This window comes from Actinomyces viscosus (assembly GCF_900637975.1).
Lineage (GTDB): Bacteria > Actinomycetota > Actinomycetes > Actinomycetales > Actinomycetaceae > Actinomyces > Actinomyces viscosus.
The window spans coordinates 1,663,550-1,690,412 of sequence record NZ_LR134477.1 but is presented as its reverse complement, the minus strand read 5'-3'; the positions used below and the strand labels follow the sequence as shown (position 1 = coordinate 1,690,412).

Below are 26,863 nucleotides of genomic sequence, written 5' to 3'. Positions count from 1 at the left end.
GTGGGGGACAATCGCTCCATGACCAGCCCCGCGCCCTCAGCCTCCTCAGCATCCGCGCCCCAGCCCGTGCAGACCCCCGGGCCCGGCACGGCCGCACGCCGCCGTCCTCCCCACGAGCTGCTGGGGCTGACCAGCCCCGCCTACGGCGGTGACTACAACCCCGAGCAGTGGGACGAGGCCACCTTCGCCGAGGACCTTGAGCTCATGGCCGAGGCGGACGTCAACATGGTCTCCCTGGGGATCTTCTCCTGGGCGCGTCTGGAGCCGCGCGAGGGAGACTACGAGCTCGACTGGCTCGTGGAGGTCATCGACCGCCTCCACGACGCCGGCATCGCCGTCGACCTGGCCACCGCCACCGCCTCACCGCCGGCCTGGATGGCGGCCGAGCACCCCGAGTCCCTGCCGATGAGCGCCGACGGCGTGCGCCTGGGCTTCGGTTCGCGCCAGCAGTACTGCCCCAGCTCGGCCGTCTACCGGGAGCGCTCCGCCGCCCTGGCCCAGGCCCTGGCCGAGCGCCTGGGCGACCACCCCGGCGTCGTCATGTGGCACATCGGCAACGAGTACGGCTGCCACACCGCCGAGTGCTTCTGCCCCGCCTGCGCCCAGGCCTTCCGGAGCTGGCTGGCTCACCGCTACGGCGACGTCGAGCACCTCAACGCGGCCTGGGGCACCGACTTCTGGTCCCAGCGCTACACGAGCCTGGAGCAGGTCGGCCCGCCCGCGGCCATGCCCACCTTCCACAACCCCGCCCAGCTCCTGGACTGGCGGCGCTTCAGCGACCACCAGCTGCGCAGCCTCATGGAGGCCGAGGCCCGCATCCTGCGCGAGCACTCCAGCCGGCCGATCACCACCAACTTCATGGGCGACTTCCCGGCCACGGACTACTGGCGCTGGGCCGGAGCGCTCGACATCATCTCCGACGACTCCTACCCCGACCCCGCCGATGAGGCCGCGGCCCACGAGGTCGCCTGGGCCGGTGACCTCATGCGGGGCCTGGCCGGTGGGCACCCCTGGATCCTTATGGAGCAGGCGCCCAGCGCCGTCCAGTGGCGCGGGCGCAACTCGCCCAAGCGCCCCGGCCAGCTCCTCCTGTGGTCGCTGGCACGTGTGGCTCACGGAGCCGACGGCATCCTGCAGTTCCAGTGGCGCCAGTCGCGCCAGGGCGCCGAGACCTTCCACTCCGGCATGGTTCCCCACGCCGGGCGCGCCAGCCGCACCTGGGAGGAGGTGGTGGCCACCGGGCGGGCGCTGAAACGGCTCGGTCCGGTCCTGGGGGAGCCGGTGCGCGCGCAGGTGGCCGTCGTCCTGGACTGGGACAGCCAGTGGGCCATGAGCTCGGCCATCGGGCCGGTCGAGCCCGGTGAGCGCTTCGAGACGGCCCGGGCCTGGCACCGCAGCCTGTGGGAGGCCGGGATCGCCACCGACGTCGTGCCGGCGGCCGCTGATCCGGGCGCGGAGCTGACCGGATACCGCCTCATCATCGTTCCCGCGGTCTTCATCGACTACCCCGAGCTCGCCGGGCGCCTGGAGCAGGCCGCCGCCGCGGGCGCCCAGGTCGTCGTGGTCGGTCCCACCGGCGTCGTCGACGCGAACGCGGGCGCGGTCCTGGGCGGTTACCTGGGGTCCCTGCGGCCGCTGCTCGGGGTGCGGGTCACCGACCACGCCGCCTTGAGCGGCCCGGTGGGACGGACCGATTCGAGAGCCGCGCTCGTCAACCGCCTCAGCCGCGTCGTCGAAGCGCCTGCCGCCGAGACCTGGACGGGCCTGGAGGCGGTCAGCGTGCCGCTGCGACGCGTCCTGGACCAGATGGGCTCGCCCGCCCCCGACCTGCGCGCGGGAGGCTGGGCCGAGGAGGTCCGCGTCGATGAGGCGCCCGACGACGCCGACACCGATGAGGGCCGGGAGCCGGTCGAGGTGGTGGCGGTCTTCGACGGCCGCGGTGGGGGAGCGGACCTGGCCGGGTGGCCGGCCATCACCCGGCGGCCGGCCGGAGGAGCGGGTGCGGCGTGGTACGTGGCCGCCGACCTCGACGCCGTCAGTCGGGCCGCCCTGCTGAGGCTGGTGTGCGCGCACGCCCGGGTGCGGCCGGTCGTCGCCGACCTGCCCGACGGCGTCGAGGCCCAGCGGCGCGGGCAGGTTCTCTTCCTGCTCAACCACGGTGACCGGGCCGCTGAGGTGACCGGAGTCGTGGGCACCGACCTGCTCAGCGGCGAGGCGTGCACGGGCCACGTGGTTCTGGCCCCGCGCTCGGCGCTCGTGGTGCTCGACAACACGCGGCCCGCCTCCGTCTGAGGAGTGGAGGCTTCCGGGGTGCCTCATGTCAAGGTGCCCGCGAAGTGTCTTCGGTGCCTCATGTAGGAATGCCCGCCAGGTTGAGGGGTGGTTAGGAGGCTTTCCTGACTCGTACGCCTTTGTGGACGTCGGGCAGGATGCTTGGGATCTGGGCGAGGTAGAGCTGGTCGGTCTTGTCCTTGGCCAGGCGGATGAGAACGTCCTGGAGCTCGATGATGCGGCGGGTGATAGAGGCGGGGTTGAGCTGGTTGCGGTACGAGACCAGGTCAGTCTTCTGGGCCTTGGTCAGGGCGCTGGTGTCCAGCAGCCGGTCCAGTGGGGTACGAGGAGCGTCGTAGAGGCGCTTGCGCCTGCCGGCCTTATCGGTGCCCCATCCGATGGGCTTGCGGGTGGGGGTCAGGAAGTTGAGCTTGACGTTGACCTGCTCCCAGAGACGGCCCAGGACCTCGCGCTCCTCGCTGGTGTCGTAGCGGTAGTAGAAGGCGTAGCGGCGCACCAGGTGGTTGTTCTTCGACTCGATGGTGGCCTGGTCGTTCTTCCTGTAGGGGCGTGAGCGGGTGAAGTAGATGTCCAAGTCCCCGGCCCAGCGCACCACGCTGTGGTTGATGAACTCTGAGCCGTTATCGAAGTCCATGCCCAAAACGGGGAACGGGACGCATCCCACGGCGGCGTCCAGGGCGGAGATGATGTGCTTCTCAGCGTTGTTTCGGATTGAGCGAGTGAAGGTCCACCCCGTGAGCGCGTCGGTCATGTTCACAGTCCGGGTGAACTCTCCTTTGAGGGTCGGCCCGCAGTGGGCGACGGTGTCGACCTCGAAGAACCCAGGCTCAGCCTCGATCTCGTCACCGGCCTTGCGGATCTTGATGGAGCTGCGCAGCAACGGACCGGCCTTGGTCGTCGACTTGCCCCGCAGCTGCTCGGTAGCCCGCACCGGGGCGAGGTAGCGGTCAATGGTCGCCGCGCTCATGGCCACCAGCTCGTCTCTGACGGCTGGGGTGTAGCGCGGCTCGTCGTCGAGCTCACCGCTCGCCTCCAGCAGGTCCAGCAGCAGCGGCATGGACTCCTTGAGGTACTTGCCGCACTGCCCGCCGCTGGCGGCCCACACTCGCTGGAGCACCTTCAAGGCGTCGTAGGAGTACCTGCGGGCTCTAGCCCTTCGCTCCGCCGACTTTCGGCGACCCGGTGGGCGCTTGGCTGCGGCCACCAGGCGTCGGCGCGCGTTGTCCCGACTCCAGCCAGTGACTGCGCAGACCTCATCAAGGATCCGTCCCTTGTCCTTCTTCGACGCCCTCGTGTACACCCTGGCGTACTTTCCCGTGATCTCGGCCCTGGCCTGCATCGACAACCCACTTCCCATGCCCACCACGGTCCACGAGCTTCGCGGGCAGTCCTACATGAGGCACCGAGCCTCTTACGCGGGCATCCTTCATGAGTCTCGTCGGCTTCTCGTACCGGAGGCGTTGGTGGCGTAGCCTCGTAGTCGTAGAGACCCAATCGATACCCTCTGGCAACAAGGAGCCTCACCGTGTCCCGTCCTCTCTCCCGTGGGCCGCAGTTCGACGACGACGCCGAGGTGGATGACGCCGTCGACCGCGCCGGCCATGTTGATCGTGGACGGCCCACCGAGCGGATCGATCTCACCCAGGCGGAGGGGCAGACCGGGGCCACGGAGGCGATCGCCATGCCGCCGGGGGGTGAGGGCTGGGGCTACCTGGCCCCGTCGACGTCGACCCCGCAGCTGGCCGCCTCACCGGACCAGCGCAGCCAGTACACCCAGGTCCTTCAGCCCATGCAGGTGGCGCCGCAGACGATGGCCATGCCCGCGCCGGCGGCCTACCCCGCCGAGCCGGCCCAGCAGGTGCAGCCGGTCTACGTCAATCCCGAGCCCGCCCGGCCCGCCCCCTCGCAGGGACCCGTTCAGCAGGCCTGGAGTGAGCCTGAGCCCGAGCGGCCGGTGGAGCTTCCCCGCCCGCCCCGGCGCCGTCGCACAGCGGCGCTGCCGGTGGGGACGATCATGGTGCTCCTGGCCTCCGGGCTCCTGGGGTGGGGGACGTACACCCTCCTGACCACGCTCCACGTCTTCGAGATCATCTCGAGCCAGACCTGGACGCCGAACTGGGCCGCGATCGGTGCGATCGGCGGTGGTGCGCTGCTGGCCTTCATCGCCTTCTTCGTCTCGTGCACGGCCTTGGCTCGGGCCAAGCCGAAGGCCCCGGCGGCGCTGCTGGTCCTGGCCTCCTTGTTCCTGCCCCTGGTGGCGACGGGTGCGGGCGTCTATTACGGTGCGGGCGTGCTCAAGGAGCAGACCATGGCTGATGCGGAGAACTTCGCCGGTCAGATCAATGTCGGCAACATGGGCAACATCGACCAGGTGCTCAGCTCCTTGCAGTCCGGGGTCTCCTTCCCGGGACGGGAGGACATCATCAGTGTCCTCAACACGGTCAAGGACAAGGCCGCCCAGCAGGGCGTTGACGTGTCGGGCGGAGCCGACCAGTCCGGTGACCAGCAGGGTGACTCCCAGGACGGTTCCGGCCAGGAGGACGGTGGCGGGCAGCAGGGTGATGGCGAGCAGGCCGGCGGCGAGGGATAGCGGGACGCTCGGCGCATGACCCCACGGGTCTGACGTTCGCGGCGCGTCGCCTCAGGCGGTCACCCTCAGGGTGGATCCGCCCGAGGCGACGCGCCGCACTGCGATGCGCTCGGCGATCTGGTCGCGCAGCTCGGCCACGTGGGAGACGATCCCGACGGTGCGCCCGCCGGCGCGAAGGTGGTCGATCTCTGCCATGACCATCTGGAGCGTGTCGGCGTCGAGGGTGCCGAAGCCCTCGTCGATGAAGAGGGTCTCCAGGCTCACGCCCCCGGACTCGGCTGAGACGACGTCGGCCAGGGCCAGGGCCAGCGACAGGGAGACGTAGAAGGTCTCCCCGCCGGAGAGGGTCCGGGGGTCGCGGGTGCGCTCGTCCCCGAGGTGGTCGACGACGGCCAGCCCCAGGCCCTTGCGACGCCTGCGCTGACTGGTCTCCTCGGCGACCCGGATGAGCTCGTAGCGCCCGGATGACATCTGCGACAGGCGCTCGTTGGCGAAGACGAGGACCTCCTCGAACCGGGCCTGGAGCACCCAGGTGGCCAGGGGCGTGCCGGCCTCGTTCTCGCCGCGCGCCAGCGCGGCCACCCGGATGAGGTCGGCGCTGGATCCGGCCGCCTCCTCATAGGCGGTGGCCGCCTGCTCGACGCCGTCGACGGCCCGGCGCAGGTGCTCGTGGGACTCGGCGGTGCGCGCCTGGAGGGAGGCGGCCTCCTTCGCAGTGGTCTCCGCCCGGGAGAGTGCGGAGGACGCCTCGTCGAGGTGGTCCTCCTCCTGCCCGCTCAGGGCGGCGATCTCCGGGTCCTCCAGCCCCAGGCGGACCCGCTCCCGAGCGGTGGCGGCGGCGCGCACGGTCGCGGACAGGGACTCGAGCGCGCCCCGCTCCATGGAGGCGCCCCGTGCCTGGGCTGCACTGGCGAAGTCCTCCTCCCGCAGCGCCTCCGCCAGGTCGGTCAGGGCCTGCCCGGCCTGCGCCAGGGCAGCGCGTGCGGTGTCGACGTCCTCGGAGGCGTCCTCGGCCTCCTGCGCGCGTACAAGGAGCGCGGCGGCGCGGGCGGTGACACTCGCCCAGGTCCCGCGCGCCTCCAGGCAGCGGCGGCGGTCCTGGGACAGGGCCTCGCGGTCCGCGTCCAGGCGGGTGCGGGCCGACTCCTGAGCGGAGTGGGCGGCATCGAGCTCGGCGCGTTCCTGCTCGGTGCGGACGTCGAAGGCCTCAAGGCGCGAGGCCAGCTCGTCGATGTCTCCGGCCGCGGCCTGAGCCGCAGTTAGGGCGGCGGTGGCCTCGTCCAGAGCAGCCTTGGCAGCAGCGGCATCCTTGCCGTCGGCGGAACGGTGGGCCTCTTTCAGGCGTGTGGCGCAGGTGTCGCGCTCCCGCACGGCGAGGCTCAGTGCCTCGTCGGCCTGCTTCTGACGCGCCTCGGCCGCCTCGACCTGCTGGCGGGTGGCGCCCTGGCCGTCACCGGTGGCGGGGGAGGGGTGCGTGGGTGAGCCGCACACGGGGCAGGGCTCGCCCTCGGTGAGCTCACCGGCCAGTGCGCCGGCGGTCCCGGAGATCCAGGCCAGGCGGGTGGCGTGGACCCGATCTGCCGCCTCCTTCACCACCGCTGCGGCCTGGGTACGGGCTTCCTCCCGCTGGGTAAGCTGGGCCGTGAGCTGCTCGACGGCGAGGGCGGCCCGGTGGCGCTCCTCCGCTCGGGCGCGGCGGTCGCGAAGGCCGTCCAGGCGCTCGCGGGCCGCGCGCGCCGCCTCCAGCTTCTCCGTCAGGGCGGCGCGTTGCCCGGGGCGCAGCGAGAGCTGCTCGGCCTGCTGCTCCAGCTCTGCGACGCTGCGTCGAAGACTCACCTCACGCTGCTTGAGAGCCTCATCGCGCGTGTCCAGGCCGGCCTCGAGGCCGACGAGGGCCTCGAGCTGCCCGTGCTCACGACGGCACCGGTGCGCCAGCTCATCGAGGTCCCGGGTGCTCAGCGCGTCGGTGTCGATCGACCGGGGCTCCTCCGTCTCATCGGCGTCCCCTGCAGCGGGGGCCGGCTTAACGGAGGCTGGCTCGGCTGCTCCTGTCTCGGTTCCGCTCGCCTCGACGTCGAGCGCGGCCAGCCGGCGCTGCGCCTCCCGGACCAGAGGCTCGACCAGAGCAGCGGGCGTCTCCGGGAGATCACGCTCGGGGGTGCTCGCACCGTCGGCGTCATCAGCCGTGTCCGTGCCATCCGAACCGGCCTGCTCGGCCAGGTGGGCCAGGCCGCTCTGGTCGGCGCGGGCCTCCAGGACGGCCACGGCCTGCTGGGCTCGGCTGTGGGCGGTCTGCTCGGCGACCAGGTACGGCCGTACCCGGGCGGCGCGCTCGGCGGCTTGCAGGCGCTCGGCGTCGGCGGCGTCCTGCTCAGCGCGCTCGGCCAGCTGCCGGCTCTCCACGACCAGTGCCCGACGGCGCTCCAGGAGGTCGTGAAGCCTCTGGGCCTCCTCTCGATCGGCCTGCGCCTGGGTGAGAGCCTGCCCGGCTGTCTCGGCCCGGCTGCTGGCCTGCTCGACGACGCCGAGCGAGGTCTCCAGCACCTCGACACCGACGCGGCGAAGAGCCTGCAGGTCCGGCGTGGTGCCGGCCATCGCCGCCTCCAGCGCCTCGGTGGGCGTCGGGGCAGGAGCGGCTTCCTCCTCGCCTGCCGCCTCATGACCGGCATCATGTCCAGCATCGTGATCGGTGTCGGCACCGGGCAGGGGGAGGGCGTCCTGGACTCCTTCGGAGGCCTCCGGCACCGGGGGCTCAGTGTCCCCGGTCCTCTCGTGCTGAACGGCTCCGGCGTCGTCGGTACCTGCGGACTCCGGCACCTCGCTGATGACATCGCTGAGGAAGGGGTGCCGCCCCAGGGAGGCGACCTGACCGCGCAGGTCGGAGGCCGCCTGCTCGACCCGCCTGGCCCCGTCCCGGGAGGCCTGGATGAGCGCGTCCTGGATGGCGTCGTAGATGCCGGTGCCGAAGACGTCCTTGAGCAGGTGCTGGCGCTCGGAGGAGTCGGCGCGCAGGAACCGGGCGAACTTGCCCTGCGGCAGGACCACCGTCTGCGTGAACTGCTCCCGGCTGAGCCCCACGGCGCGCGCGATCTCGGCGTCGGCGTCGCCTACGCGGGTGACGGGCTCGTCGAGCGGCTCCCCGCCGACCTCGGCCAGGCGCCAGAGCTTGACCGTGCCGTTCTGGGTGGTGGTGCCCTGGCCGCGCCGCTTGGCCCGCTCGTAGGTGGGGGTGCGGCGCACCCGGTAGACGCCGGCGCCGGTGGAGAAGACGAGCTCGATGACGCTCTCGGTGTGCGGGCCCACGAGGGTGGAGCGGATGCGCTCCTTGGAGGAGTCGGCCGAGTCGGCCACGTCCCCGTAGAGGGCGAAGACGATCGCGTCGATGATGGTGGTCTTGCCCGAGCCGGTGGGGCCGGTGAGCAGGAAGCGGCCCGAGGCGCCCACGGCGTCGAAGTCGATGTGCTCCTGGCCGGCGTAGGGGCCGACGCCGGTCATGGTCAGGGAGTGGATCCTCATCGCTGGCTCCTCGCGCTCGCCAGGGCGGACTCGTAGGCGTTGCGCAGGACGGTGCGCTCGGCCGGGGCGGGGGCGCGCCCGCAGACGTCGTCGAGGAAGTCCTCGGCGATGCGCAGCGGGTCCGCCGCGGCGGTGACGGTGACGCGCTCGCGGGCAGCGCGGGCGGGGGCCTCGTGCTGGAAGGCCAGGAGGCTGGGGAAGCGCTCCTTGAGGGTGGCCAGGGCGCCGGGTGGTCTCTCGCCCTGGAGGATGACGCGCACCCAGGCGCGGGTGGCGTCGTCGAAGGCGGGGGAGAGGAGCTCGGGCATGGTGCCGGTCAGGGTGCGCACCTGGTGCAGGACAGGGGTGGGGACGCGTTCGAGGCCGGTGACGCCGTCGGCGCTCAGCTCGAGGAGGACGGAGGACTTGGTGGCCGAGTTCCGGGCGCCCTCGGCCTCGTCGAAGGAGAAGGGCAGCGGGGAGCCGGAATAGACCAGACGCGGGCCCACCGACTGGGTGAGCTCCTGGGGGCGGTGGAGGTGGCCGAGGGCCACATAGTCCAGGCCGCCGCTGCGCTCGGCCAGGGCCGAGCCGCCCAGGGTGGTGAAGACCCCGGAGGGGACGGAGTCGACGCCGCCGACGCGGATGTCCCGCTCGGACTCCGAGGCGCTGCCGCCCACGACGAAGGCGTGCGCCATGAGCAGGCTCGGCAGGCGCCGGGTGCGGCCGGCGCGAAGACGGTCCAGGTCCGCGGCCACCAGTCGCAGGGCGGCGGAGACGACGGCCTCGTGGGAGCGGGGCAGGCGGGGGCGATCCGCGGTACCGGGCGGAGAGGCAGAGGGCTCGCCCTCGGTCCGGTCCTCCCTGGCGGTGTGGTCCGCCGTGGTCTCCTCCCCGAGACGCTCGGCGAGAAGGGGAGGGAGGATCTCGCGGGCGGCGTCGGGATCGAGGTAGGGCAGGGCGTGGACGATGGCGGCCTCGTTGCCGTCGGCGTCGGGCAGGATGATGCCCCGATCCAGGCCGGCGGTGCGGGCCCGGATGATGAGGCCCTCGCGCATGAGGTCGGCGGCGAAGCCGAGGCGGCGGGCGGAGTCGTGGTTGCCGGGGGTGAGGACCACGCGGGTGCGCTCGGTCAGGCGGCGCAGGGTCTCATCCAGGAGGGCGACGGCGTCATTGGGCGGGATGGCGCGGTCGTAGACGTCCCCGGCCACGAGGATGGCGTCGATCGACTCGGTGGTGACGAGCTCGACGAGGTGGTCGGCGAAGGCGGCGTGCGCGTCATCGAGCATCCGCCCGTGGAAGGTGCGCCCCAGGTGCCAGTCGGAGGTGTGGAGGATCCGCATGCCGACACTGTCTCACAGCCCACCGACATCAATGACGGCTCCTTGTGGCGGTCAGTCGCCGGTCTCCTGGTCGGGGTCGTGCTCGGTCCCGTCTTGTCCGTCCTCCTCTGAGTCCCACGGCGTCTCAAAGAGCTTGTCCGCATCCTCGAATCTTCCTGCGGCGCGGTAGGCAATGGCGAGGTTGTTGCGTGTGGTGAGGGTGTGGGGGTGGTTGGGTCCCAGGATGTGGGTGCGGTCTTCGAGGTTTTGCTCGAACAGGTCGATGGCCTCGTTGAGTCTGCCCACGTCCTGGTAGGCGTTGGCGAGGTTGCCGCGTGAGGTCAGGGTGTGGGGGTGGTTGGGTCCCAGGATGTGGGTGCGGTCTTCGAGGTTTTGCTCGAACAGGTCGATGGCCTCGTTGAGTCTGCCCACATTCCGGTAGGCACCGGCAAGGCTGTTGCGTGAGGCCAGGCTGTTGGGGTGGTCGGGGCCTAAGGCATCGACTGTCTGAGTGACAGATTCAGCGAGGGTAAGTGCCAGTTGCGGCATCCCAAGGCTGGTTGCATACCGTAGCGTCGCTGCGAGCGTTAAAACGAAAGTCGGATCGGAAAGCAAGGGGCGAGAGTAATCCTGTGATGAGACCGAGCGTATTTGCTCAACGAGATTGCGTGTTTCCTGGCGTTTGTGTTCAAAATTGGTTAATTGTTTGATCTTGATCTCGTTGAGGGTAGTCGTTGCATATCTGCTCGCCTCGGAAATTTTCTCTTGGTTGCTCAGGTGGGTTTCACGGTAGACTTGTCCTTGAAGGCGGTGAATGAGGGTCTTGCTGCGATCGCTTGATTCCTGAACGATGGAATTTCCTCTCAGGAAGGAGAGGGTGCTTCGAACGGTGTCTGAATCCTCGTCAAGGTGAAATAGCCAATGAGATGGAACTCCGGAAGCAGCAAGAAGAGATAGTGTGCCGAGGAGCGATACGGCGATCCTCTCCTGCTGAGGATGTTTGGTTCTGATCTGCTCCAGGACCTGTTCGTACGCCATGAACAGCGCGACACCGACGGCGTCCGGGTAGTCGTCACCCTCGAGACGACTGATACTTGACTCGAGTGGGTGATTGCTCAGCCTCTCAAGATAATCGGATAAGGTATATCCGCCCGATTTTGCTGTTGCTGCGGCTTGGGTCACGGCAACAGGTAGATCGCCAAGTGCGTCTGCCACCTGGTCGGCTGTGTCGCGGTTAGCGTCGCCGGTGCGCTCGCAGAGGAGTGCGATGGACTGTTCGCGTTCAAAAACACCGATAGTGATCGGCTGCCATCCCAAACTCTCCCAGTCGAGATGGCGTGTGGTGGTGACAACAACTCGGATGCCGTCTCCGTGGGGGATAAGGTTCTTAAGATCATCGATATTCTCCACGTTGTCGAAGACGAAGAGCCGGTCCGCTGCGTCTGCTGCGCTTAACTCATCCAAGCAACGTCGAACGACGATATCTGGAGGAACGTCCTTCGGCGCGTCGATGCCGACCCGTATGGCCACCTCATAGAGATCGGCAACGAGCTCCTTGCGTGAGGCCGCATTGACCCACGCGACCACCGGCCAACCCTCGTCTTCGCAGCTGGCTGCAACAGCGGCGGCCAGCTGGGTTTTGGCGCTTCCTCTCATCCCGGTCAGCACGGTGCGAGGATCGGCGCGTGTGAAGATGGCGCCGAAGAGCTCATCCTGCCCCTCCCGGTCGACAAAGCCTGCGGCGATCCTGGGGCGGCTGCCGAAGCGAATCCGTGTGGGTGAGGCAGATTGTCTGTGCGAGATCGCGCTATGGATCTCCTTGATGCCCGTAGCCATCGTCCCCAAAAGCTCGCGAGCCTCTGCTTGTCCCTCCAGCAGTTGCTCCTGACCGGCGAGTAGCTGCTTGAATGCACCGCGGTCGAAGCTCCGCGAGCCTGGCGCAAGGCGGATGAACTCCTTGGCAACGATGCGGGTCAGGTCGTCGAAGAAGGGCTCGGCGGCCGCCTCGACATTCTTGCGGCGGCCGGCCGTACGCCGTCGGAGGTACGTCTCGAAGTTGTCCGGGAACCGCACGGCTTCAACGACTGCGTCGTCGTCCCCGCTGAGCTCCTTGAGCGCCACCTCCATCTCGGTGACGGCTCCATTCAGGGTGGATGGGGCGACCTTTGTGTACTGCTCGCGGATGGTATCCACCTGCTTCTGGAGGCGGCCCTTGACGGATGCCTCCAGTGGATTCACGTCGCCACCTCGCCCCTGCAGCAGGCCTCTCAGGCTGCGCCATGTGTTGAGGGTGTCGCCAGGCAGTGCCGCCGCGCTGCTCCATGAGGGATCGACGGACACAGCGGCTCCGCGCATGAGCAGCCCGGAGAGGTTGGTGGTCAGCGCGGCGAGGGAGATGGGGTCGACCATGCCGCTATCGTACAAGCGGTCAGCAGGGCCGGAACAGGATTCTTACGGCGTCGGACCACAGCGCCGAGGAGGACAGAATTCGCGTGGGGCAACGGAAAAACCGTTGCCCACGCGAAAAATACCGGTGTCGGTGAAGGTGGCGTCAGGCAGCGATGATGCCGGCGGAGACCAGGGCGATGATGACCAGGCCCAGCAGCACGCGGTAGACCAGGAAGGAGGTGAACTTGTTGGACGAGACGAAGCGCAGCAGCCAGGCGATGGTCGCGTAGGCCACGATGCCGGAGACGACGGTCGCGATAATGGTGGGCGTCCAGCCTACGGTGTCGCTGATGGTGCCTGCCTCGGTCACGGCCTCCAGCAACCCGGCCGCGACCAGGGACGGGATGCCCATGTAGAAGGACAGGCGGGTTGCGGTCACCCGGTCGAACTTGAGGAACAGGCCTGCGGAGATCGTCGCGCCCGATCGGGAGATGCCCGGGAACACGGGGGAGAGCGCCTGGAAGGCTCCAATGATGAGAGCGTCCTTGACGGTCACGTCCTTCATGCCCTTGGTGAGGTTCTGCTGGTGGTCGGCCAGCCACATGACCCCTGACCACACGATGAGGGCGCCGGCGATCACCCACAGCGAGCGGACCGGCCCCTCAATGAAGTCCTTGAACAGCAGCCCGACGACGGCCACCGGGATCGATCCCAGGATGATGCCCCAGCCGAGGGTGTAGTCGGGGTTCTGCCGGGCCCGTGGGTCGGTCAGTCCCTTGATCCAGGCGGTGATGATGCGGACGATGTCGGCCCAGAAGTAGATGATGGCCGCGAGGATCGCACCCACCTGGATGACGGCCGTGAAGGCGGTCATGCCCGCGGAGTTGATCTCGTAGCCGAGCAGCTTCTCGACGATGTTGAGGTGCCCGGTGGAGGACACCGGGAGGAACTCGGTGATGCCCTCGACGATGCCGAGGAGGATGGCGTGCAGCCAGTTCAAAGGGACTCCTGGGGTGGACGGATAGTGGACTCACGGCAGGTTACCGGCGCCAGGGGTGGGGGAACGGCCAGGTAGCTGTGGTACCCGCCGCAGCAGTGACGGCTCAGCCTCGCGGCGACGCCGGATCAAACATCCGGCTCCACGGCCACGTATGAGTTTATATCCCTTTTATAACGTTGGACGCGTGGCAAGTCCAGTCCGTGTGATCCCGGCGTGTACGCGTTCGTGCGTGTAGCCGTGGGTGGCTCGGTACCTCACTCCATGACGAGGTGCGCAGCGTGCTCGCGCAGGTACTCACGCAGATAAGGGGCTGCGAAGTCGACCTTGCCGTAGCCGGCGGTCTTGATGATCCCGGCGGCGAGCAGCCGGTTGCGGTAGACCGACACGTAGTTGACAGGGCGGTCCATGCGTTCTGCGATGTCGGCGATCTGTGATGGACCATCGTCTTTGGCCATGCACACGAGCATTGTTCGGTCGACGTCGGACAGGTCTCGCAGTGCTGGAGCGTGCACCAGATTGCCCAGCCGCAGCCGGGCGGCGGTGGTCCCGGCGGCAACGGCCGGCCGGGTCACCGGGCCTTCACCGCTGTGCTTCCACACCTGGTACCCCACGAGCTGGATCATGAACGGATAGCCGCCGGTCGCGTTCGCGCACTCCTGAGCCAGCTCGTTACCCAGTGTCTTGCCGCCGGTGTCGAAGGTCGACTTCAGGGCCTCACGGACGTCGTCGATGGCCACCTCACTGAGCTCGATCCGTTCGGCTCGGCGTAGGAAGGTCGTGATGTCGTCATTGAGCAGTTCCTCTACGGCTTTAGGAAGTCCTGCCATGAGGAGACCGATGGGAGCCCCCTCCCGAATGAGATGCTGCACCTCTGCGGACAGGGCCCGCAGCTCTTCGCGCGGAATGGCATGCACTTCATCGATCGTGAGTAACAGGCCGGTGCCGTGCTCCGCGAGCCACTGCGTCAGCGCACGTGCCTTCTGGCGCCACGAGGGCTCAGGGGCAGGCGCATGCTCGATTGTTGCGCTACCGCCACCAAGCGGCGTGCTCAGGCTCAAGGAGGTCAGCCGTGAGCGCTCCTTGCCTGCGAGCTGCGACAGCTGTCGGGTGAACTCGGCACCGAGGCGGTCCATGAGTCCCTCGCGTGCGGTCTCGTCAACGACCACCCAGCCGCGCCCACGTGCCGCGTCGCCCAGAGCGGTGAGCATGACGGTTTTGCCGACGCCGCGAGCACCGGTGATGAGCTCCAGGAGGCCGGGTGCGCCGGGGCCGTCGTCGAGACTTTCCAGGAACTCCTCGATGACGCGGTTGCGGCCGACAAGCAGGGGCGGGGTGGCGCCCGCTGTGGGTTTGAAGGGGTTGACCATGCGTCCTCGTCTCCACTTTTGCGCGTTTTAGATCTTTTAGATCTTTTATAACTTCACGGTGCGTTGAGGTCCAGTGGCCGCGAAGGGGACCTCCCTACGGTCTCAGTCCGTCTCGGCGCCCAGGTGGCTGAGGGCGACCTCGTGCAGCAGCGAGTTCGTGGCCACCGCGTTGCCCCCGAAGGGCCCGGGCTCGCCGTCGAGCGAGGTGAAGCGCCCGCCGGCCTCGGTGACCACGGGAACGAGCGCCGCCATGTCGTAGAGCTCGAGCTCGGGCTCGGCCGCCAGGTCCACGGCGCCCTCGGCCACCAGCATGTAGGACCAGAAGTCCCCGTAGGCGCGGGTGCGCCAGCACGACTGCATGAGCCCCAGCATGCCGCGCAGCCGCTTGGACTGGGCCCATCCCGACAGCGAGGAGTAGGACATCGAGGCCCGGGTGAGGTCGTCGACGCCGGAGACGGACATCCGCCGGGCCGAGCTCAGTGACCGCCCGGTCCAGGCGCCGCCGCCGGACACGGCCCACCAGCGCCTCCCCAGCGCGGGGGCGGAGACCAGCCCGACGACGCACTGGCCGTCCTCGATGAGGCCGATGAGCGTGGCCCACACGGGCACGCCCCGCACGAAGTTCTTGGTTCCGTCGATCGGGTCGATGACCCACTGGCGCGAGGAGTGCCCGGTGGTGGGCAGCTCCTCGCCCAGGACGGAGTCGCGCCCGCGAGCCCGCCCGAGCTGCTCGCGGATGACGCGCTCGGCCTCCCGGTCGGCCTCGGTGACCGGCGTGAGGTCGGACTTGGTCTCGACCGTGAAGTTGCCGGCGTCGAAGCGGGCCTGGGTGAGGCTGTCCACCTTGTTGGCGATCGTGTGCGCCAGGTGCAGGTCGTCGCGCCAGCGCCGCTGCTTGGCCGGCGGCGCCGTCGGGGCGGGCGGCGCCGCCTCTGGCGAGGGCGCCGCGGGAGGCGCCGGAAAGACGGGGCGTTGCGGGCGGGGAGTCTCGCTCATGACACCACGGTAGCGGGGGAGCGGGCTCGGGGAAGCCCCGGGAGCGTCGGGCGCGCCACCTGTTGGGCGGTGCGGAACCGGGCCGAGTCGTTATCGGATCTCGGGACTGCCCGCGGCGGGAGCGGATCCGGAACTATTCTGTATTTTGCCGTCATATTGCGGAAAAACGGCGTCGAGCATCATGTGGATAGGCGGTTTCGATTTGGCTGCCTGTTATTGGTTCGTTACGCTGACACGCATGACCCAACCCGGGAGGCTCTATGCAGCATAATGCCGGTTTTACCAGGGACGACGTCGTCACAGCCGCCCTCGAGATTGGTGTGGACCGGTTCACGATGGGCAAGGTGGCGCGTCGACTGGGGGTGAGTACAGCCGACCTGGGACGCACCGTCAGCTCGCGCGACGACCTGCTCGTGGCCTGTCTTGAGCGGGTCTCCGCCGACGTCACGCTCCCGCCCACCGGACTGAGCTGGCAGGACTACCTGCGCCAGCTCTCCGACTCCCTGTGGGACGTGCTCGACGCCAACCCCGGTCTGGACCACACGCTCATCGATCTGGCCTGGGCCTACGTGCCCTTTATGTCGGTGGCCAAGCGCGCCCACAACGCCCTCGTCTCGGGTGGTCTTCGCAGCGAGGACGCCTACCTGGCGCTCAACTACACGCTCTCGACCGTCCTGACCTCTCACCAGCAGGCGGCCGCCATGGCCGAGACCATCGAGTCCGACCACCAGCCGGGCCGCCGCGAGCGCGGTATCGACATCGCCACCCGCATGTGGGACGAGCGCTTCGGCGGCTCGGGCGCAGCCCTGGGCATGCGCCGGTCTCACGCGCTGCACAATGGCGACGACGCCGATCGCGTCCCCTTCCGGCCCAAGGAGTCCTGGCTGGACCGCGGCGCGATGACCCCCAAGCTGGAGGTCATCATCGGCGGCTTCTCCGGCCTGAGCGACGTCCTGTCCACCTCCGGCGCCGTCGACGGCGGCGCCTCACGGGGAGCATCCCCCGCATCTCAGTCCAACGACACCAGGGAGTCCTCCGTGAACACTCTCGTTCTCGTCTTCCACCCCAACATCTCCGAGTCGCGGGTCAACAAGGCCCTGGGGGCGACGGCGGAGTCGCTCGGCGGCAACATCACCGTGCGCTACATGTACGACATCTACCCCGACTTCAACATCGATGTGGCCACCGAGCAGGCCGCCCTGCTGGGTGCCGACCGCATCGTCCTGCAGTACCCCATGTACTGGCTGTCCTGCCCGCCCCTGCTCAAGAAGTGGCTCGACGACGTCCTGACCTTCGGCTGGGCCTACGGCTCGACCGGCACGGCCCTGCACGGCAAGGAGCTCCTCCTGGCCGTCAGCGTCGGCGGCGCCGGCAGCGCCTACGGCCGCGAGGGCGCGCACATCTACACGATCCACGAGTTCCTGCGTCCCATGCAGGGCACCTCGCGCGTCATCGGCACCAAGTACGCCGTGCCCTTCCTGTCCGTCGGCGCCCTGGAGATCACCGACGAGGCCATCGCCCGGCGCGCCCGGGACTACGCCGCGGTGCTCCAGACCCCCGAGCTCCCGATGCTCGACATCTTCGGCTGAGGCTCGCGCTCCCGAGCCTGCTGGGTCCCCGTCGGCACGATCGCCGGCGGGGACCCAGTCGTCTGTAGAGGCCTCTATCGAACGCGCCGTAGGATTCCGGCATGGTTGAGATCGTCGCGTACCGCCCGGAGCAGCGTCAGGCGCTGCTGGATCTGTCCCTGCGCGCCTGGGACCCGGTGTTCCCGCTCATGAAGCAGGACGTTCCCGCCTTCGTCTACCGGTCCTTCTACCCCGAGGGCTGGCGTCAGCGGCAGACCTCCGATCTTGCCGAGGTCCTGGACGGCGAGCCCGACGGCGTCGACGTGGCCGTGCTCGACGGGCACCCGGTGGGGTGGGTGTGCACCCGCCTGCACCCCGAGGACCGGATGGGGGAGGTCTACATCGTCGTCGTCGACCCGGACTACCAGCGCCGCGGCATCGGCCGGGCCCTCATGAACCACTCCATGGAGCGGGCCCGTGCGGCCGGGATGGACATGGTGATGGTCGAGACCGGCGGGGACCGCGGGCACGCCCCGGCCCGGGCCACCTACGAGGGACTCGGTTTCCGTCGCTGGCCGGTGGCCCGCTACTTCAAGGACCTGGCCGACGGCGACTGACACGAGTGAATGACTCTGCACGTGGTCCCGGCTCCTGCCGGGCTCGCTGAGGGCCCCGGGCCGGGTGAACCGGCCGGGGCCCTCAGCGCGTGCAGAGACGTCGTGGCCAGGTGCTCAGCCGTGGAGGTCCAGGACGGGCAGGTCCTCGGCCGTCAGCGTCGCGGCGTAGTCCTCGACCTTCTGGTCCAGGGCCTCATCGGTGATGGTGAGGGTCCCGGTGGTGGTGAAGGGCTCCAGGTAGGTCATCTGAGTCATGTTGGCGGTCGCCTGGAGCGGGCGCAGCAGCTCGGTGAGCGTGTAGCCGTAGGAGCCCTCCCCGTTGTAGGCGTCCCCGGGGCCGCCCGTGCTGACGGCCACCAGCAGCTCCTTGCCGGCCAACGCGTTGCCGGTCGAGCCGTAGGCCCAGCCGTAGAGGAGGACGTCGTCGAGCCACTGCTTGAGCAGGGCGGGGGTGGAGTACCAGTACATGGGGAACTGGAGGACGACGCGGTCGGCGGCCTCCAGGGCGGCCTGCTCGGCGGCGACGTCGACCTTCTGGTCGGGGTAGATGTCGTACATGTAGCGCACGGTGACGTCGTCACCGAGGGTCTCGGCCTTGGCGGCCAGGGGACGGTTGGCGCGCGAGGCGGACATGTCGGGGTGGAAGACGAGGACGAGGGTCTTCATGAACGCTCCTGCTTTCAGGTGGTGATGGTGGACGGTGAGCCGGCCGGTCGGTGACCGACGGCGTCGTGCCCGCCTGCTCGATGCTACGCACAGGCGGCACAGGGCGGGGGCCTTACGGAGCCCGCGGTAGAGGCGGTCCTCACAGTGTGTTGTCCAGCTGCTGCATGGCCGCCTGCGTCGTTGAGCCCGGTGCGCAGGTCCAGACGATCATCTGCTGGGTCGGTGCGGTGGCACAGGTCAGGGTCGACCACTCGAACTCGAGGTCGCCGGCCGTCGGATGGTGCAGACGCTTGGTCCCGGTGGTGCGGATGTTGACCTCTCGGGCGTCCCACCAGGCGGTGAACTGCGGACTCAGTGCGGACAGCTCCTCCACCAGGGACAGCAGCCGGGGGTTCTCCGGGTCGTAGGCGGTGTGCATGCGCAGCTGGGCGATGGCCAGCTGCGCCACCCCGTCCCAGTCGGCGTAGAGGGACCTCAGGGACGGCTCGGTGAAAAGGAGCCTCACGAAGAGGCGCTGATCCACCGGCACCTGAGCGAAGTCGATGAAGACCCGGGCGGCCAGCCGGTTCCAGGCCAGGACCTCCGTGAGTGGTCCGATGACGAAGGCCGGGGTGTGCTCCAGGCTGTCGAGGATCCTCTGGGTGGTGACATCGACCTTCGGGTCCTCCTGCTGCTGGAGATGGTGGAGGGGATTGTCCACGGCGAGCTTGAGCATGTACATCCACCCGTCCGGGCTCAGGTGGAGCGCCTGCGCCAGGTTGGCGAGCACCGGAAGCGACGCGGTGATGCGCCCCTGCTCGATACGCGTGTAGTAGTCGGTGCTGATACTGGCCAGGGCCGCCACCTCCTGGCGGCGCAGGCCGGTGACTCGCCTGCCGTCCTCGGCATCCGGCAGTCCCACCTCCTCGGGCGTGCGTTCGTAGCGACGACGGCGCAGAAAAGCCCCGAGCTCGGTGCTCCGGTAGGTGCGAGGCATCATTGCGCTCCTCACTCTAAGTTCTTCGCGGTTACAGGTACAGGTCAGTGGCGTTGAGGGCATACGTGCCCGGACGCCCAGGAGCGCGGCGGCATACCCGACGGCGGGCCCAGCGGAAGCGCCGTCGGGCCCGCCGTGAGTGAGTACGAGGTCGAAGGAGTCAGCTGATCTCTTCGACCACCCGCTGCGCCAGAGGCGTGGCAGAGCCGGGGTTCTGGCCGGTGAACAGGTTGCGGTCGACCACCACGTGGGGCTCGAAGGGGGCAACCTCGGAGTAGTCCGCGTGCAGATCCGAGATCAGACGGTCCTGCAGGAGCCACTTGGCGCGGTCGGCCAGACCGTTGGCTCGTTCCTCTCGACGTCGGCCACCGCGATCGGCTCACGCAGCTCGGTGGCGGCGTAGTAACCGGTCACAAAGACGTGGTCAGTTCCCTCAGCGCCATAGAAGTTCTCCGGCGTGGCCTTCAGTGAGGTGAGATGAGGGAGGAGCCTGCCGAAAAAGTCTGCGGTCACCTGGGGCCAACCGTGGTACACGCCTCCGAAAGGTGCTCCTGGAGTGATGTCCCAGACGAGATCGTCCGCGACGATCTCGTCAACGACATCGGGAGCCATTCCTGAGTCGTAGAGCCTACGGACAAGGGCCACATTTGCGTCGGACATGGTGGTAAGTACTCCTGATCCGGATACCTGGTACCCAGGAAGACTGGTCCCCGCAAACAGGTTCCTATGTTGATACGTAAATCTTCATAGTGAACGCGTGGGACTCGTTCTTTACACTAAGCGGAGCACCCGGCCGACGTCGTATAGTGGAGTTTAAACGAGATTATTTTGTGAGTCGGTAGGGGAACTTGTTTGCCTGGATGAAGGTCTCGAATGCTTGTCGGGTTTGGGGGAATGTGGCTCTTTGGTGGTTGCTGATACTGTCCTTTGCTTCTTTCCAGACGTGCTCGATGGGGTTCTCGTCGGGGCTGTAGGCGGGTAGGTTGATCAGGTGGATCCTCTCGAGGTTCTTGATGGTCTTGAGGCTGTTTGTGAGCTTTGCTGAACGGTGCCAGGAGGCGTTGTCCCACACGATGACGATCTTCTTCTTGTCGGGGTGCTTCACGGTCAGGTCGATCAGGGCCTGGGTGATGGTGCCGGTGTCCTGCCAGTCGAGGGTCATCAAGTCGACGGTGCCGTCGGTCTCGTGCAGGAAGCCGATGTAGGACTGGGCCTGGCGGCGGCGGTCGACCTCCAGGCGGGCGGCGTCCCCCCGGCGGATCCACGCCCTGCGCACGATCGCCTCGTGCTCGATACGCACCTCGTCGGCGCACACCACCATCACCTCGGGATCGGACCACTTGCGGACGATCTCGGAACGGATCTGGCTCATGCGCTGGTCAACGTCCGCCTGGGGCGGGCGGCGCTGGTCAACGGTCTGGGGGCGGTGGAAGGACAGGCCCGCCATGTGCAGCAGGAACCGGTAGGAGGCGGCAGAGGCGTACTCCACCTCGAAGTGGTCGTAGACCCAGGCCGCCAGATGGGGCACGTCCCAGAACCCGATGGGCAGGCCCTGCTCCGACGGGGGCCGGGACAGTACCCCGGCCACCTCCTGGCGCTGGGTGGCGGTGAGCCTGGAGGCGTTGAGGTTGCCGGCGTGACCGGTGTGGATTGAGGCCAGGCGGTACCGGTTCCACTCCCGAGCCCAGCTGCGCACCGTCTCGGGCGTGCGCTCGACGACCTGGGCCACGACCGCGGTATCCACACCCTTGGACAGCAGCACGACCGCCTCGGACTTCAAACGCATCAACCTGTAAGGCGCCTGGTGCTTATAGCCCTGCAAAACAGTCCACTCATCATCACTAACCACGACCCTGTCCATCCCAGCATGATATTCCGCCCTCGACCCGAGAGCTCACACGAAACGCCGACAACACAAGAGACGACAACAAAAGAAGCCAGCACCAGCAGCCAAGCACCCCACGAGAAAGCGACACCCCCACATCGGACGCCCCACGAATACCCGATCACCAACCCAACAACAAAACCAGCAACACGAATCTTGTTTTAATCACACTATAGCAGGAAAGGGGGAAGGATTCCTCCCCCAAATGTTCGCGGCGACCGGTTCAGCTGAGTGGTCCCGTGAAGGGGAACTCGGCGGGGTCGTAGGACTGCTCGGGGTGGTTCGGCCAGCCGCTGGATGAGCGTCCCCGGTCCAGTGCGGCGACCTCGGCCAGCTCCTGCGCGCTCAGCTCCAGATCGGCCGCCGCCAGGTTCTCCACCATGCGTTCGCGGTGAACCGTCTTGGGGATCGTGATGACACCGGTCGCCACCTGGAAGGCCAGGGCCACCTGAGCGGGCGTGGCGTCGTGAGCCTCGGCGACGCGTTCCAGGACGGGCTCCCTCAGGAGCTCCGACCGGCCCGCCCTCAGGGGGCTCCAGGCCTCGATCCTGATGTCGTAGGGGGCCAGGGTCTTCTGCAGCCGGCGCTGCTGGAGGTAGGCGTGCGTCTCCACCTGGTCCACGACCGGCGGGATGTCGGTGGCCCGGACGATCTCCTGGACCTCATCGCCGTAGAAGTTGGACAGGCCGATGGACTTCAGCAACCCCGCCGCGCAGGCGTCCTCCAGGGCCCGCCACGTGCTGAGGTCGTTGCCCTGGGGCCAGTGGATGAGCATGAGGTCGATGTAGTCCAGGCCGAGGGCCGCCAGCGACTGCTCGATGGCGCGCTTGCCCGCCCGGTGACCGGAGACGGCGAGCTTGGTGGTGACGAACAGGTCCTCGCGGGCCACGCCGTCGGACACCGCACCGCGCACGGCCCGCCCCACCCCCTCCTCATTGCGGTAGTACTGAGCGGTGTCAATGAGGCGGTACCCCACCTCGATCGCCTCGCGCACATGGTGCTCGGTCTCGGACTCCGGGGTCTGGTAGACCCCCAGTCCCAGGACGGGAATCCGGGTGCCGTTGTTGAGGGTGATGTGCTTCATGGCTGCCTCCGAGTCGTCTGAGCGGGTGGATCGGTGCCGCGGGTGGCTGGCTGTGCGTGCGTGGAGAGTGCGGGAGTGATGGCGGGCGTGGAGTGCGTGGGAGCTGTGCGCAGACGGGCCTCCCCGCAGGCGGCGCTGACGGAGTGCGCGCCTGCGGGGAGACTCGGTGATGATCGGTGGTGAACGGGGTGCCTCCGGTGCGCGGCTGGCACGTGGTACGTGACTGGTGTGACCGCGGGGAGCGCCGGAACCGGATCAGGGCTCCAGGAGCACCTTGATGGCGCGGCGCTCGTCCATGGCCTTGTAGGCCTCGGCGGCCTCCTCCAGGGGCAGGCGCAGGGTGAAGACCTTGCCCGGGTCGATCTCGCGCTTGAGGATGCGGTCGATGAGGTCGGGCAGGAAGCGGCGCACGGGGGCGGGACCGCCCAGCATGTTGACCTCTGCCCCGAAGAGCATGTCACCGGGCAGGGAGACGCCGTGGGCCACGCCGACGAAGCCGAGGTGCCCGCCGGGGCGGATGGAGGCGAAGGCCTGGTCCATCGAGGCCTGGTTGCCCACGGCCTCGACGACGCCGTGCGCCCCGTAGCCGCCGGTGAGCTCCTTGACCTTGGCGGCGCCCTCCTCGCCCCGCTCGGCGATGACGACGTCGGCGCCGAACTCGCGGGCCAGCGCCGCCCGGTCCTCGTAGCGGGAGAAGGCAATGACCCTCTCGGCGCCCAGGGCCTTGGCGGCCAGGACGGCGGACAGGCCCACGGCGCCGTCGCCGACCACCGCGATGGTCTTACCGGGCGCGGCGCCGGCGGCCACGGCCCCGAACCAGCCGGTGCCCAGCACGTCGGAGGCCGTCAGGAGCGAGGCGATGATCTCCGGGTCCTCGGGCTTGCCGCCCGGGACGGCGACGAGGGTGCCGTCGGCCAGGGGCACGCGGGTGTACTCGGCCTGGGTGTCGCCCATGAAGCCGCCGTTGGCGCAGCGGGACTGGTAGCCGTCCTCGCAGATCTCGCAGGTGTTGTCGCTGATACAGAAGGAACCGACGACGAAGTCGCCGACCTTGATGCTGGTGACGTCGTCGCCGACCTCGACGACGGTGCCCACGTACTCGTGCCCCATGGGGCGGGCCTCGTCCACGGGGGAGATGCCGCGGTAGGGCCACAGGTCCGAGCCGCACACGCAGGCGGCCTCGAGCTTGATGACGGCGTCGGTGGGGTCGACGACGTGGGGGACCTCGCGGTCCTCGACGCGCACGTCGCCGGGGGCGTGCAGAACGACGCCGCGCATGGTGGTGGGCAGGGCGGTGGCAGAAGCAGTCACAGGTAAGTCCTCACATCAGTGCGGGTTGATATGTGGAGCATAAGGCGGCCCGCCGCGCCGGTCCACCGCGTGGGAGGTTCTGTCAGGGCCACCCACGGGTGCGGGGAGGTGTCCGGGACGGCGTCAGAGCTCGGCGTGTTCGGCCTGGATACCGGCAAATGTCGCTGCCGGCGGCCGGGGCCGGTGATCGCGCTCGGCCGAAGCCGTCAGCCGGTTCTACCGTTCCTGCTCGGCCTGCTCGTCCGACGTCGCCGCGTCGGTTCCGCGCGGAAGCGGCAGCACCAGCGGGGTCCCGGTGAGCGGGTCGGAGATGACCTGGACCGGCAGGCCGAAGACCTTCTCGACCATCTCGGCGGTGACGACCTCCTCGGGCCTGCCGTGGGCCAGGATGCTGCCCGCCCGCATGGCGATCACCTCGTCGCCGTAGCGGCAGGCCTGGTTGAGGTCGTGGAGCACGGCCACGATCGTGGTTCCCAGCTCGGAGTTCAGGTCCCGGCACAGCTCGAGCAGATCCACCTGGTGGGCCAGGTCCAGATAGGTGGTGGGCTCATCGAGCAGGAGGATGTCGGTGCGCTGGGCCAGGGCCATCGCCACCCACACCCGCTGGCGCTGACCGCCGGAGAGGGCGGCCACGTGCCGGTTCGCCAGACCGACGACGTCGGTGCGCTCCATGGCCTCGGTGACGGCCGCGTCGTCGTCGGCCGACCACTGGTGCAGGAGCGACTGGTAGGGGTAGCGCCCGCGCGACACCAGCTCGTGGACCGTGATCCCGGGAGGGGCGATCGAGGACTGGGCCAGCATGCCCACCCGCCGGGCCAGCTTCTTGGGTGCCAGGGAGGCGATGTCGCGGCCGTCGAGGACCACCTGGCCGGCCCCCGGGGAGATGACCCGGCTCATGGCGCGCAGCAGCGTGGACTTCCCGCAGGCGTTGGGGCCCACGATCATTGTCACCGCGCCGGGGGTGATGGCCGTGCTCAGTTCCTCGATGACGGGGTGGCTGGGGTGGTAGGACAGGGAGATGCCCCGGACGCCCAGGCCCGTGGTGGGGACCTGGGCGTCCGCGGCTGCCTCTGATGAGACGGGGGAGGGCACGGACTACTTCTTCTTCATGGAGTCGGAGACCGTGGTGAGGATGGTGCGGATGGCTGTCGGGCCGGCGTTGAGGAAGAAGGCGTCGTCGTCGACCTGGACGGCCTGCTTGGCGTCGACGGGGGTCAGCGCCTGCCACAGGTCCAGCGAGGTGACCTTCGAGGCGTCACCGCCCTGGACGCCGTAGAACAGCCAGTCGCCGTTGGCCTGCTCGAGCTGCTCGGCGGAGATGTCCTTGGAGGTGTCGTCGGTGAACTGCTGGGTGTCGGGGCGGGCCACGCCCATGTCGGACAGCACCGAGCCGGCGGTGGAGATCGGGCCGAAGATGCGCAGGCGCTCCTCGTTGTGACGCAGCAGGGAGACCGTGGGGTTGCCCTCGATGGCGGCGCCGGCCTTGGCGGCGTCGGACTGGTAGGTCTCGATCCACTTCTTGGCGGTGTCCGGCTTGCCCAGGGCGTCGGCCACGAGCAGGAAGTCCTGCTTCCAGTACTGACCGGTGCCCTGCGTGACGACCGTCGGGGCGATGGCCGACATGGAGGCGTAGACCTCGTCGGCCTTCTTGATGGCGGCGTTCATGAGGATGATGTCGGGGGCCAGGTTGCTGACGGCCTCCACGCTGGGGTCCTTGCGGGAGCCGATGCCCGTGATCGAGCCCAGCTGCTCGGCCTGCTGGGGGAAGGCCTTCTTGAGGTACTCGGGGACGGCCTCGGCCCCGTCGCCCTTGGTGGATCCTACCGGGACGGTTCCCAGGGTGAGGACGGCGTCGAGCTGGCCGGTGGCGATGACGACGACCTTGGTGGGGGCGGCGGGGATCTCCGCGCTGCCCTTGAAGTGGACGACGGTGCGGGGGAAGACGTCGTCGGCCTGGCCCGAGCCCTTGCCCTCGGGCATGCCCGTGGGCACCGAGGAGGTCGGGGTGGGCTTGGCGCCCGCGGAGGCGGAGGAGCCCGAGGAGGCCATCGAGTTCGAACCTGAGTTGCTGGAGGAGCAGGCGGCCAGGACGGGCAGAGCAGTGGCCAGTCCCGCGAAGGCAAGTGCGGAACGGCGGCTGTAGAGCGATGTCATGTGCTTAGGCTAGCCTCAGCCAAACCGCTTTGATCAAGAACCAACCCGGAGGAAACGTGGCAAGAGTGGGCAAGATCGCCTTCCGGTCCCATGTTGGTGCTGTGCTGCTCATCTGCCTGGTGCTGCTCGCGGCACTGACCCTCGTCAGCCTCGCCGTCGGAACCCGCGGCCTGAGCCTGGAGGAGATCATCACCGGGTTGACCGGGCAGAGGAGGACCATCGCCTCCATCATCATCTGGAGGATGCGCATGCCGCGCACCGTGCTGGCGATCGTCGTCGGGGCCGCCCTGGCCGTGGCCGGGGTCGTCATGCAGGGGCTGACCCGCAACCCGCTGGCCGAGCCCGGAATCCTCGGCGTCAACGCCGGAGCCTCCCTGGCCGTGGTCCTGTCGCTGTCCGTCCTGGGAGTCAGTGACGTCAGCGGCTACCTCTGGTTCGCCTTCGCCGGGGCCGCCCTGGCCGCGGGGCTTGTTCACCTCATGGCCCGCCGCAGTGCCGACGCCGGGCCGGCGCGCCTGGTGCTGGCCGGGGTGGCGCTGGGGGCCAGCCTGCGTGCCATCACCGGCACCATCACGATGTACGACTCCAAGACCTTCGACTCCTACCGCTTCTGGGTCCTGGGGTCGCTCGCCAGGCGCGACGCCGGCCTGCTGGTGTGGATCGGGCCCTTCCTGGCCGTCGGCCTGGGGCTGGCCCTGGCCTCCGGACTCACCCTCAACGCCCTGGCGCTGGGGGAGGAGCAGGCCAAGGCCCTGGGCGTGAGCCCCGCGCGGGCACGCGCCCTGGCGCTGGCCGCCATCACGCTCCTGTGCGGGGCGTCGACGGCGGCCGTCGGCCCGATCTCCTTCGTCGGGCTCGTGGTGCCCCAGGTGCTGCGGCTCGCCCTGGGGGCGGACCAGCGCAAGCTGCTCGTGGTCTCCCTCGTGGCCGGGCCGATCCTGCTCCTGGGAGCCGACATCCTGGGCCGCGTCCTCATCGTCCCCGCCGAGATGGAGGCCGGCGTCGTCACCGCCTTCATCGGTGGGCCCGTCCTGCTGGCCATGGTGGTGCGTCGCATGGGGGTGAGGACCCGATGAAGGACCCGATGAGCCGACCCCCCTCGAACCAACGGCTTCAAGACGTGGTGGAGCCGCAGGAGAGGCCGGAGGGCCC

20 protein-coding genes are annotated in these 26,863 nt (G+C 68.9%); 5 read left to right on the top strand and 15 right to left on the bottom strand.

Annotated features, from left to right (window positions below; genetic code table 11):
* Window positions 1-18 precede the first annotated feature (18 nt).
* Window positions 19-2,292: a beta-galactosidase gene (locus EL340_RS07220; protein WP_126414043.1), complete on the top strand. Its 2,274-nt coding sequence runs from the start codon at window positions 19-21 to the stop codon at window positions 2,290-2,292.
* A 91-nt stretch (window positions 2,293-2,383) separates the two neighbouring features.
* Here EL340_RS07220 and EL340_RS07215 read toward each other — a convergent pair whose 3' ends face one another.
* Complete coding sequence (locus EL340_RS07215) at window positions 2,384-3,649, bottom strand: integrase catalytic domain-containing protein (protein WP_232023027.1); 1,266 nt, start codon at window positions 3,647-3,649, stop codon at window positions 2,384-2,386.
* A gap of 168 nt (window positions 3,650-3,817) precedes the next feature.
* Between EL340_RS07215 and EL340_RS07205 the strand changes: the two genes are divergently transcribed.
* Entirely contained in the window at window positions 3,818-4,882 is a 1,065-nt protein-coding gene (locus tag EL340_RS07205) for a hypothetical protein (RefSeq protein ID WP_126414041.1), read from the top strand.
* 51 nt (window positions 4,883-4,933) lie between these two features.
* On the opposite strand, the gene EL340_RS07200 is transcribed toward EL340_RS07205, so the two are convergent.
* The 6 genes from EL340_RS07200 to EL340_RS07175 form a co-directional block, all read right to left on the bottom strand.
* The gene (locus EL340_RS07200) at window positions 4,934-8,398 is read right to left on the bottom strand and encodes an AAA family ATPase (RefSeq protein ID WP_126414040.1); all 3,465 of its coding nucleotides are present in this window, start codon (window positions 8,396-8,398) and stop codon (window positions 4,934-4,936) included.
* Window positions 8,395-9,720, bottom strand: coding sequence for a metallophosphoesterase family protein (locus EL340_RS07195; protein ID WP_126414039.1), 1,326 nt, complete (start codon window positions 9,718-9,720; stop codon window positions 8,395-8,397). Before EL340_RS07195 ends, EL340_RS07200 begins: the two co-directional genes overlap by 4 nt.
* 51 nt (window positions 9,721-9,771) lie before the next feature.
* Complete coding sequence (locus tag EL340_RS07190; RefSeq protein ID WP_126414038.1) at window positions 9,772-12,108, bottom strand: tetratricopeptide repeat protein; 2,337 nt, start codon at window positions 12,106-12,108, stop codon at window positions 9,772-9,774.
* Between the two features lie 142 nt (window positions 12,109-12,250).
* Complete coding sequence (locus tag EL340_RS07185; RefSeq protein ID WP_126414037.1) at window positions 12,251-13,087, bottom strand: undecaprenyl-diphosphate phosphatase; 837 nt, start codon at window positions 13,085-13,087, stop codon at window positions 12,251-12,253.
* A gap of 254 nt (window positions 13,088-13,341) precedes the next feature.
* A complete protein-coding gene (locus EL340_RS07180) occupies window positions 13,342-14,454 on the bottom strand; it encodes an ATP-binding protein (protein WP_126414036.1) in 1,113 nt (370 codons plus the stop codon).
* Window positions 14,455-14,556: 102 nt separating this feature from the next.
* Window positions 14,557-15,450 carry an inositol monophosphatase family protein gene (locus tag EL340_RS07175; protein ID WP_126414035.1) on the bottom strand — a complete coding sequence of 298 codons (894 nt, stop codon included), beginning with the start codon at window positions 15,448-15,450 and terminating at the stop codon, window positions 14,557-14,559.
* 260 nt (window positions 15,451-15,710) lie between these two features.
* Here EL340_RS07175 and EL340_RS15800 point away from each other — a divergent pair, with 260 nt between their 5' ends.
* The gene (locus tag EL340_RS15800) at window positions 15,711-17,039 is read left to right on the top strand and encodes an NAD(P)H-dependent oxidoreductase (RefSeq protein WP_197722361.1); all 1,329 of its coding nucleotides are present in this window, start codon (window positions 15,711-15,713) and stop codon (window positions 17,037-17,039) included.
* 101 nt (window positions 17,040-17,140) lie between these two features.
* Window positions 17,141-17,635, top strand: coding sequence for a GNAT family N-acetyltransferase (locus EL340_RS07165; RefSeq protein WP_126414034.1), 495 nt, complete (start codon window positions 17,141-17,143; stop codon window positions 17,633-17,635).
* 114 nt (window positions 17,636-17,749) lie between these two features.
* On the opposite strand, the gene EL340_RS07160 is transcribed toward EL340_RS07165, so the two are convergent.
* The 8 genes from EL340_RS07160 to EL340_RS07125 all read right to left on the bottom strand — a co-directional run bounded on the left by EL340_RS07160 (window position 17,750) and on the right by EL340_RS07125 (window position 25,711).
* Complete coding sequence (locus EL340_RS07160) at window positions 17,750-18,301, bottom strand: NAD(P)H-dependent oxidoreductase (protein WP_126414033.1); 552 nt, start codon at window positions 18,299-18,301, stop codon at window positions 17,750-17,752.
* Between the two features lie 139 nt (window positions 18,302-18,440).
* Window positions 18,441-19,277: a helix-turn-helix domain-containing protein gene (locus EL340_RS07155; protein ID WP_126414032.1), complete on the bottom strand. Its 837-nt coding sequence runs from the start codon at window positions 19,275-19,277 to the stop codon at window positions 18,441-18,443.
* Window positions 19,278-19,574: 297 nt separating this feature from the next.
* Window positions 19,575-19,937, bottom strand: a complete 363-nt coding sequence (locus tag EL340_RS07150) for a nuclear transport factor 2 family protein (protein ID WP_126414031.1) — start codon at window positions 19,935-19,937, stop codon at window positions 19,575-19,577.
* Between the two features lie 163 nt (window positions 19,938-20,100).
* On the bottom strand, window positions 20,101-21,063 hold the full coding sequence (locus tag EL340_RS07145) for an IS630 family transposase (RefSeq protein ID WP_232022928.1): 963 nt from the start codon (window positions 21,061-21,063) through the stop codon (window positions 20,101-20,103).
* Between the two features lie 322 nt (window positions 21,064-21,385).
* On the bottom strand, window positions 21,386-22,246 hold the full coding sequence (locus EL340_RS07140) for an aldo/keto reductase (protein ID WP_126414030.1): 861 nt from the start codon (window positions 22,244-22,246) through the stop codon (window positions 21,386-21,388).
* A gap of 255 nt (window positions 22,247-22,501) precedes the next feature.
* The gene (locus tag EL340_RS07135) at window positions 22,502-23,524 is read right to left on the bottom strand and encodes a zinc-binding dehydrogenase (protein ID WP_126415367.1); all 1,023 of its coding nucleotides are present in this window, start codon (window positions 23,522-23,524) and stop codon (window positions 22,502-22,504) included.
* Between the two features lie 249 nt (window positions 23,525-23,773).
* A complete protein-coding gene (locus EL340_RS07130) occupies window positions 23,774-24,649 on the bottom strand; it encodes an ABC transporter ATP-binding protein (RefSeq protein WP_126414029.1) in 876 nt (291 codons plus the stop codon).
* 3 nt (window positions 24,650-24,652) lie between these two features.
* Window positions 24,653-25,711 carry an ABC transporter substrate-binding protein gene (locus EL340_RS07125; RefSeq protein WP_126414028.1) on the bottom strand — a complete coding sequence of 353 codons (1,059 nt, stop codon included), beginning with the start codon at window positions 25,709-25,711 and terminating at the stop codon, window positions 24,653-24,655.
* A gap of 101 nt (window positions 25,712-25,812) precedes the next feature.
* Between EL340_RS07125 and EL340_RS07120 the strand changes: the two genes are divergently transcribed.
* Complete coding sequence (locus EL340_RS07120) at window positions 25,813-26,787, top strand: FecCD family ABC transporter permease (protein WP_408608574.1); 975 nt, start codon at window positions 25,813-25,815, stop codon at window positions 26,785-26,787.
* Window positions 26,788-26,863: the final 76 nt, after the last annotated feature.

Bases quoted from the DNA above. Each gene is read 5' to 3' on its own strand.
- EL340_RS07220 (WP_126414043.1), top strand. From the start codon at position 19: ATGACCAGCCCCGCGCCCTCAGCCTCCTCAGCATCCGCGCCCCAGCCC.
- EL340_RS07215 (WP_232023027.1), bottom strand. From the start codon at position 3,649: ATGGGAAGTGGGTTGTCGATGCAGGCCAGGGCCGAGATCACGGGAAAG.
- EL340_RS07200 (WP_126414040.1), bottom strand. From the start codon at position 8,398: ATGAGGATCCACTCCCTGACCATGACCGGCGTCGGCCCCTACGCCGGC.
- EL340_RS07195 (WP_126414039.1), bottom strand. From the start codon at position 9,720: ATGCGGATCCTCCACACCTCCGACTGGCACCTGGGGCGCACCTTCCAC.
- EL340_RS07190 (WP_126414038.1), bottom strand. From the start codon at position 12,108: ATGGTCGACCCCATCTCCCTCGCCGCGCTGACCACCAACCTCTCCGGG.
- EL340_RS07180 (WP_126414036.1), bottom strand. From the start codon at position 14,454: ATGGTCAACCCCTTCAAACCCACAGCGGGCGCCACCCCGCCCCTGCTT.
- EL340_RS07175 (WP_126414035.1), bottom strand. From the start codon at position 15,450: ATGAGCGAGACTCCCCGCCCGCAACGCCCCGTCTTTCCGGCGCCTCCC.
- EL340_RS15800 (WP_197722361.1), top strand. From the start codon at position 15,711: ATGCAGCATAATGCCGGTTTTACCAGGGACGACGTCGTCACAGCCGCC.
- EL340_RS07165 (WP_126414034.1), top strand. From the start codon at position 17,141: ATGGTTGAGATCGTCGCGTACCGCCCGGAGCAGCGTCAGGCGCTGCTG.
- EL340_RS07160 (WP_126414033.1), bottom strand. From the start codon at position 18,301: ATGAAGACCCTCGTCCTCGTCTTCCACCCCGACATGTCCGCCTCGCGC.
- EL340_RS07155 (WP_126414032.1), bottom strand. From the start codon at position 19,277: ATGCCTCGCACCTACCGGAGCACCGAGCTCGGGGCTTTTCTGCGCCGT.
- EL340_RS07150 (WP_126414031.1), bottom strand. From the start codon at position 19,937: ATGTCCGACGCAAATGTGGCCCTTGTCCGTAGGCTCTACGACTCAGGA.
- EL340_RS07145 (WP_232022928.1), bottom strand. From the start codon at position 21,063: ATGCGTTTGAAGTCCGAGGCGGTCGTGCTGCTGTCCAAGGGTGTGGAT.
- EL340_RS07140 (WP_126414030.1), bottom strand. From the start codon at position 22,246: ATGAAGCACATCACCCTCAACAACGGCACCCGGATTCCCGTCCTGGGA.
- EL340_RS07135 (WP_126415367.1), bottom strand. From the start codon at position 23,524: ATGCGCGGCGTCGTTCTGCACGCCCCCGGCGACGTGCGCGTCGAGGAC.
- EL340_RS07125 (WP_126414028.1), bottom strand. From the start codon at position 25,711: ATGACATCGCTCTACAGCCGCCGTTCCGCACTTGCCTTCGCGGGACTG.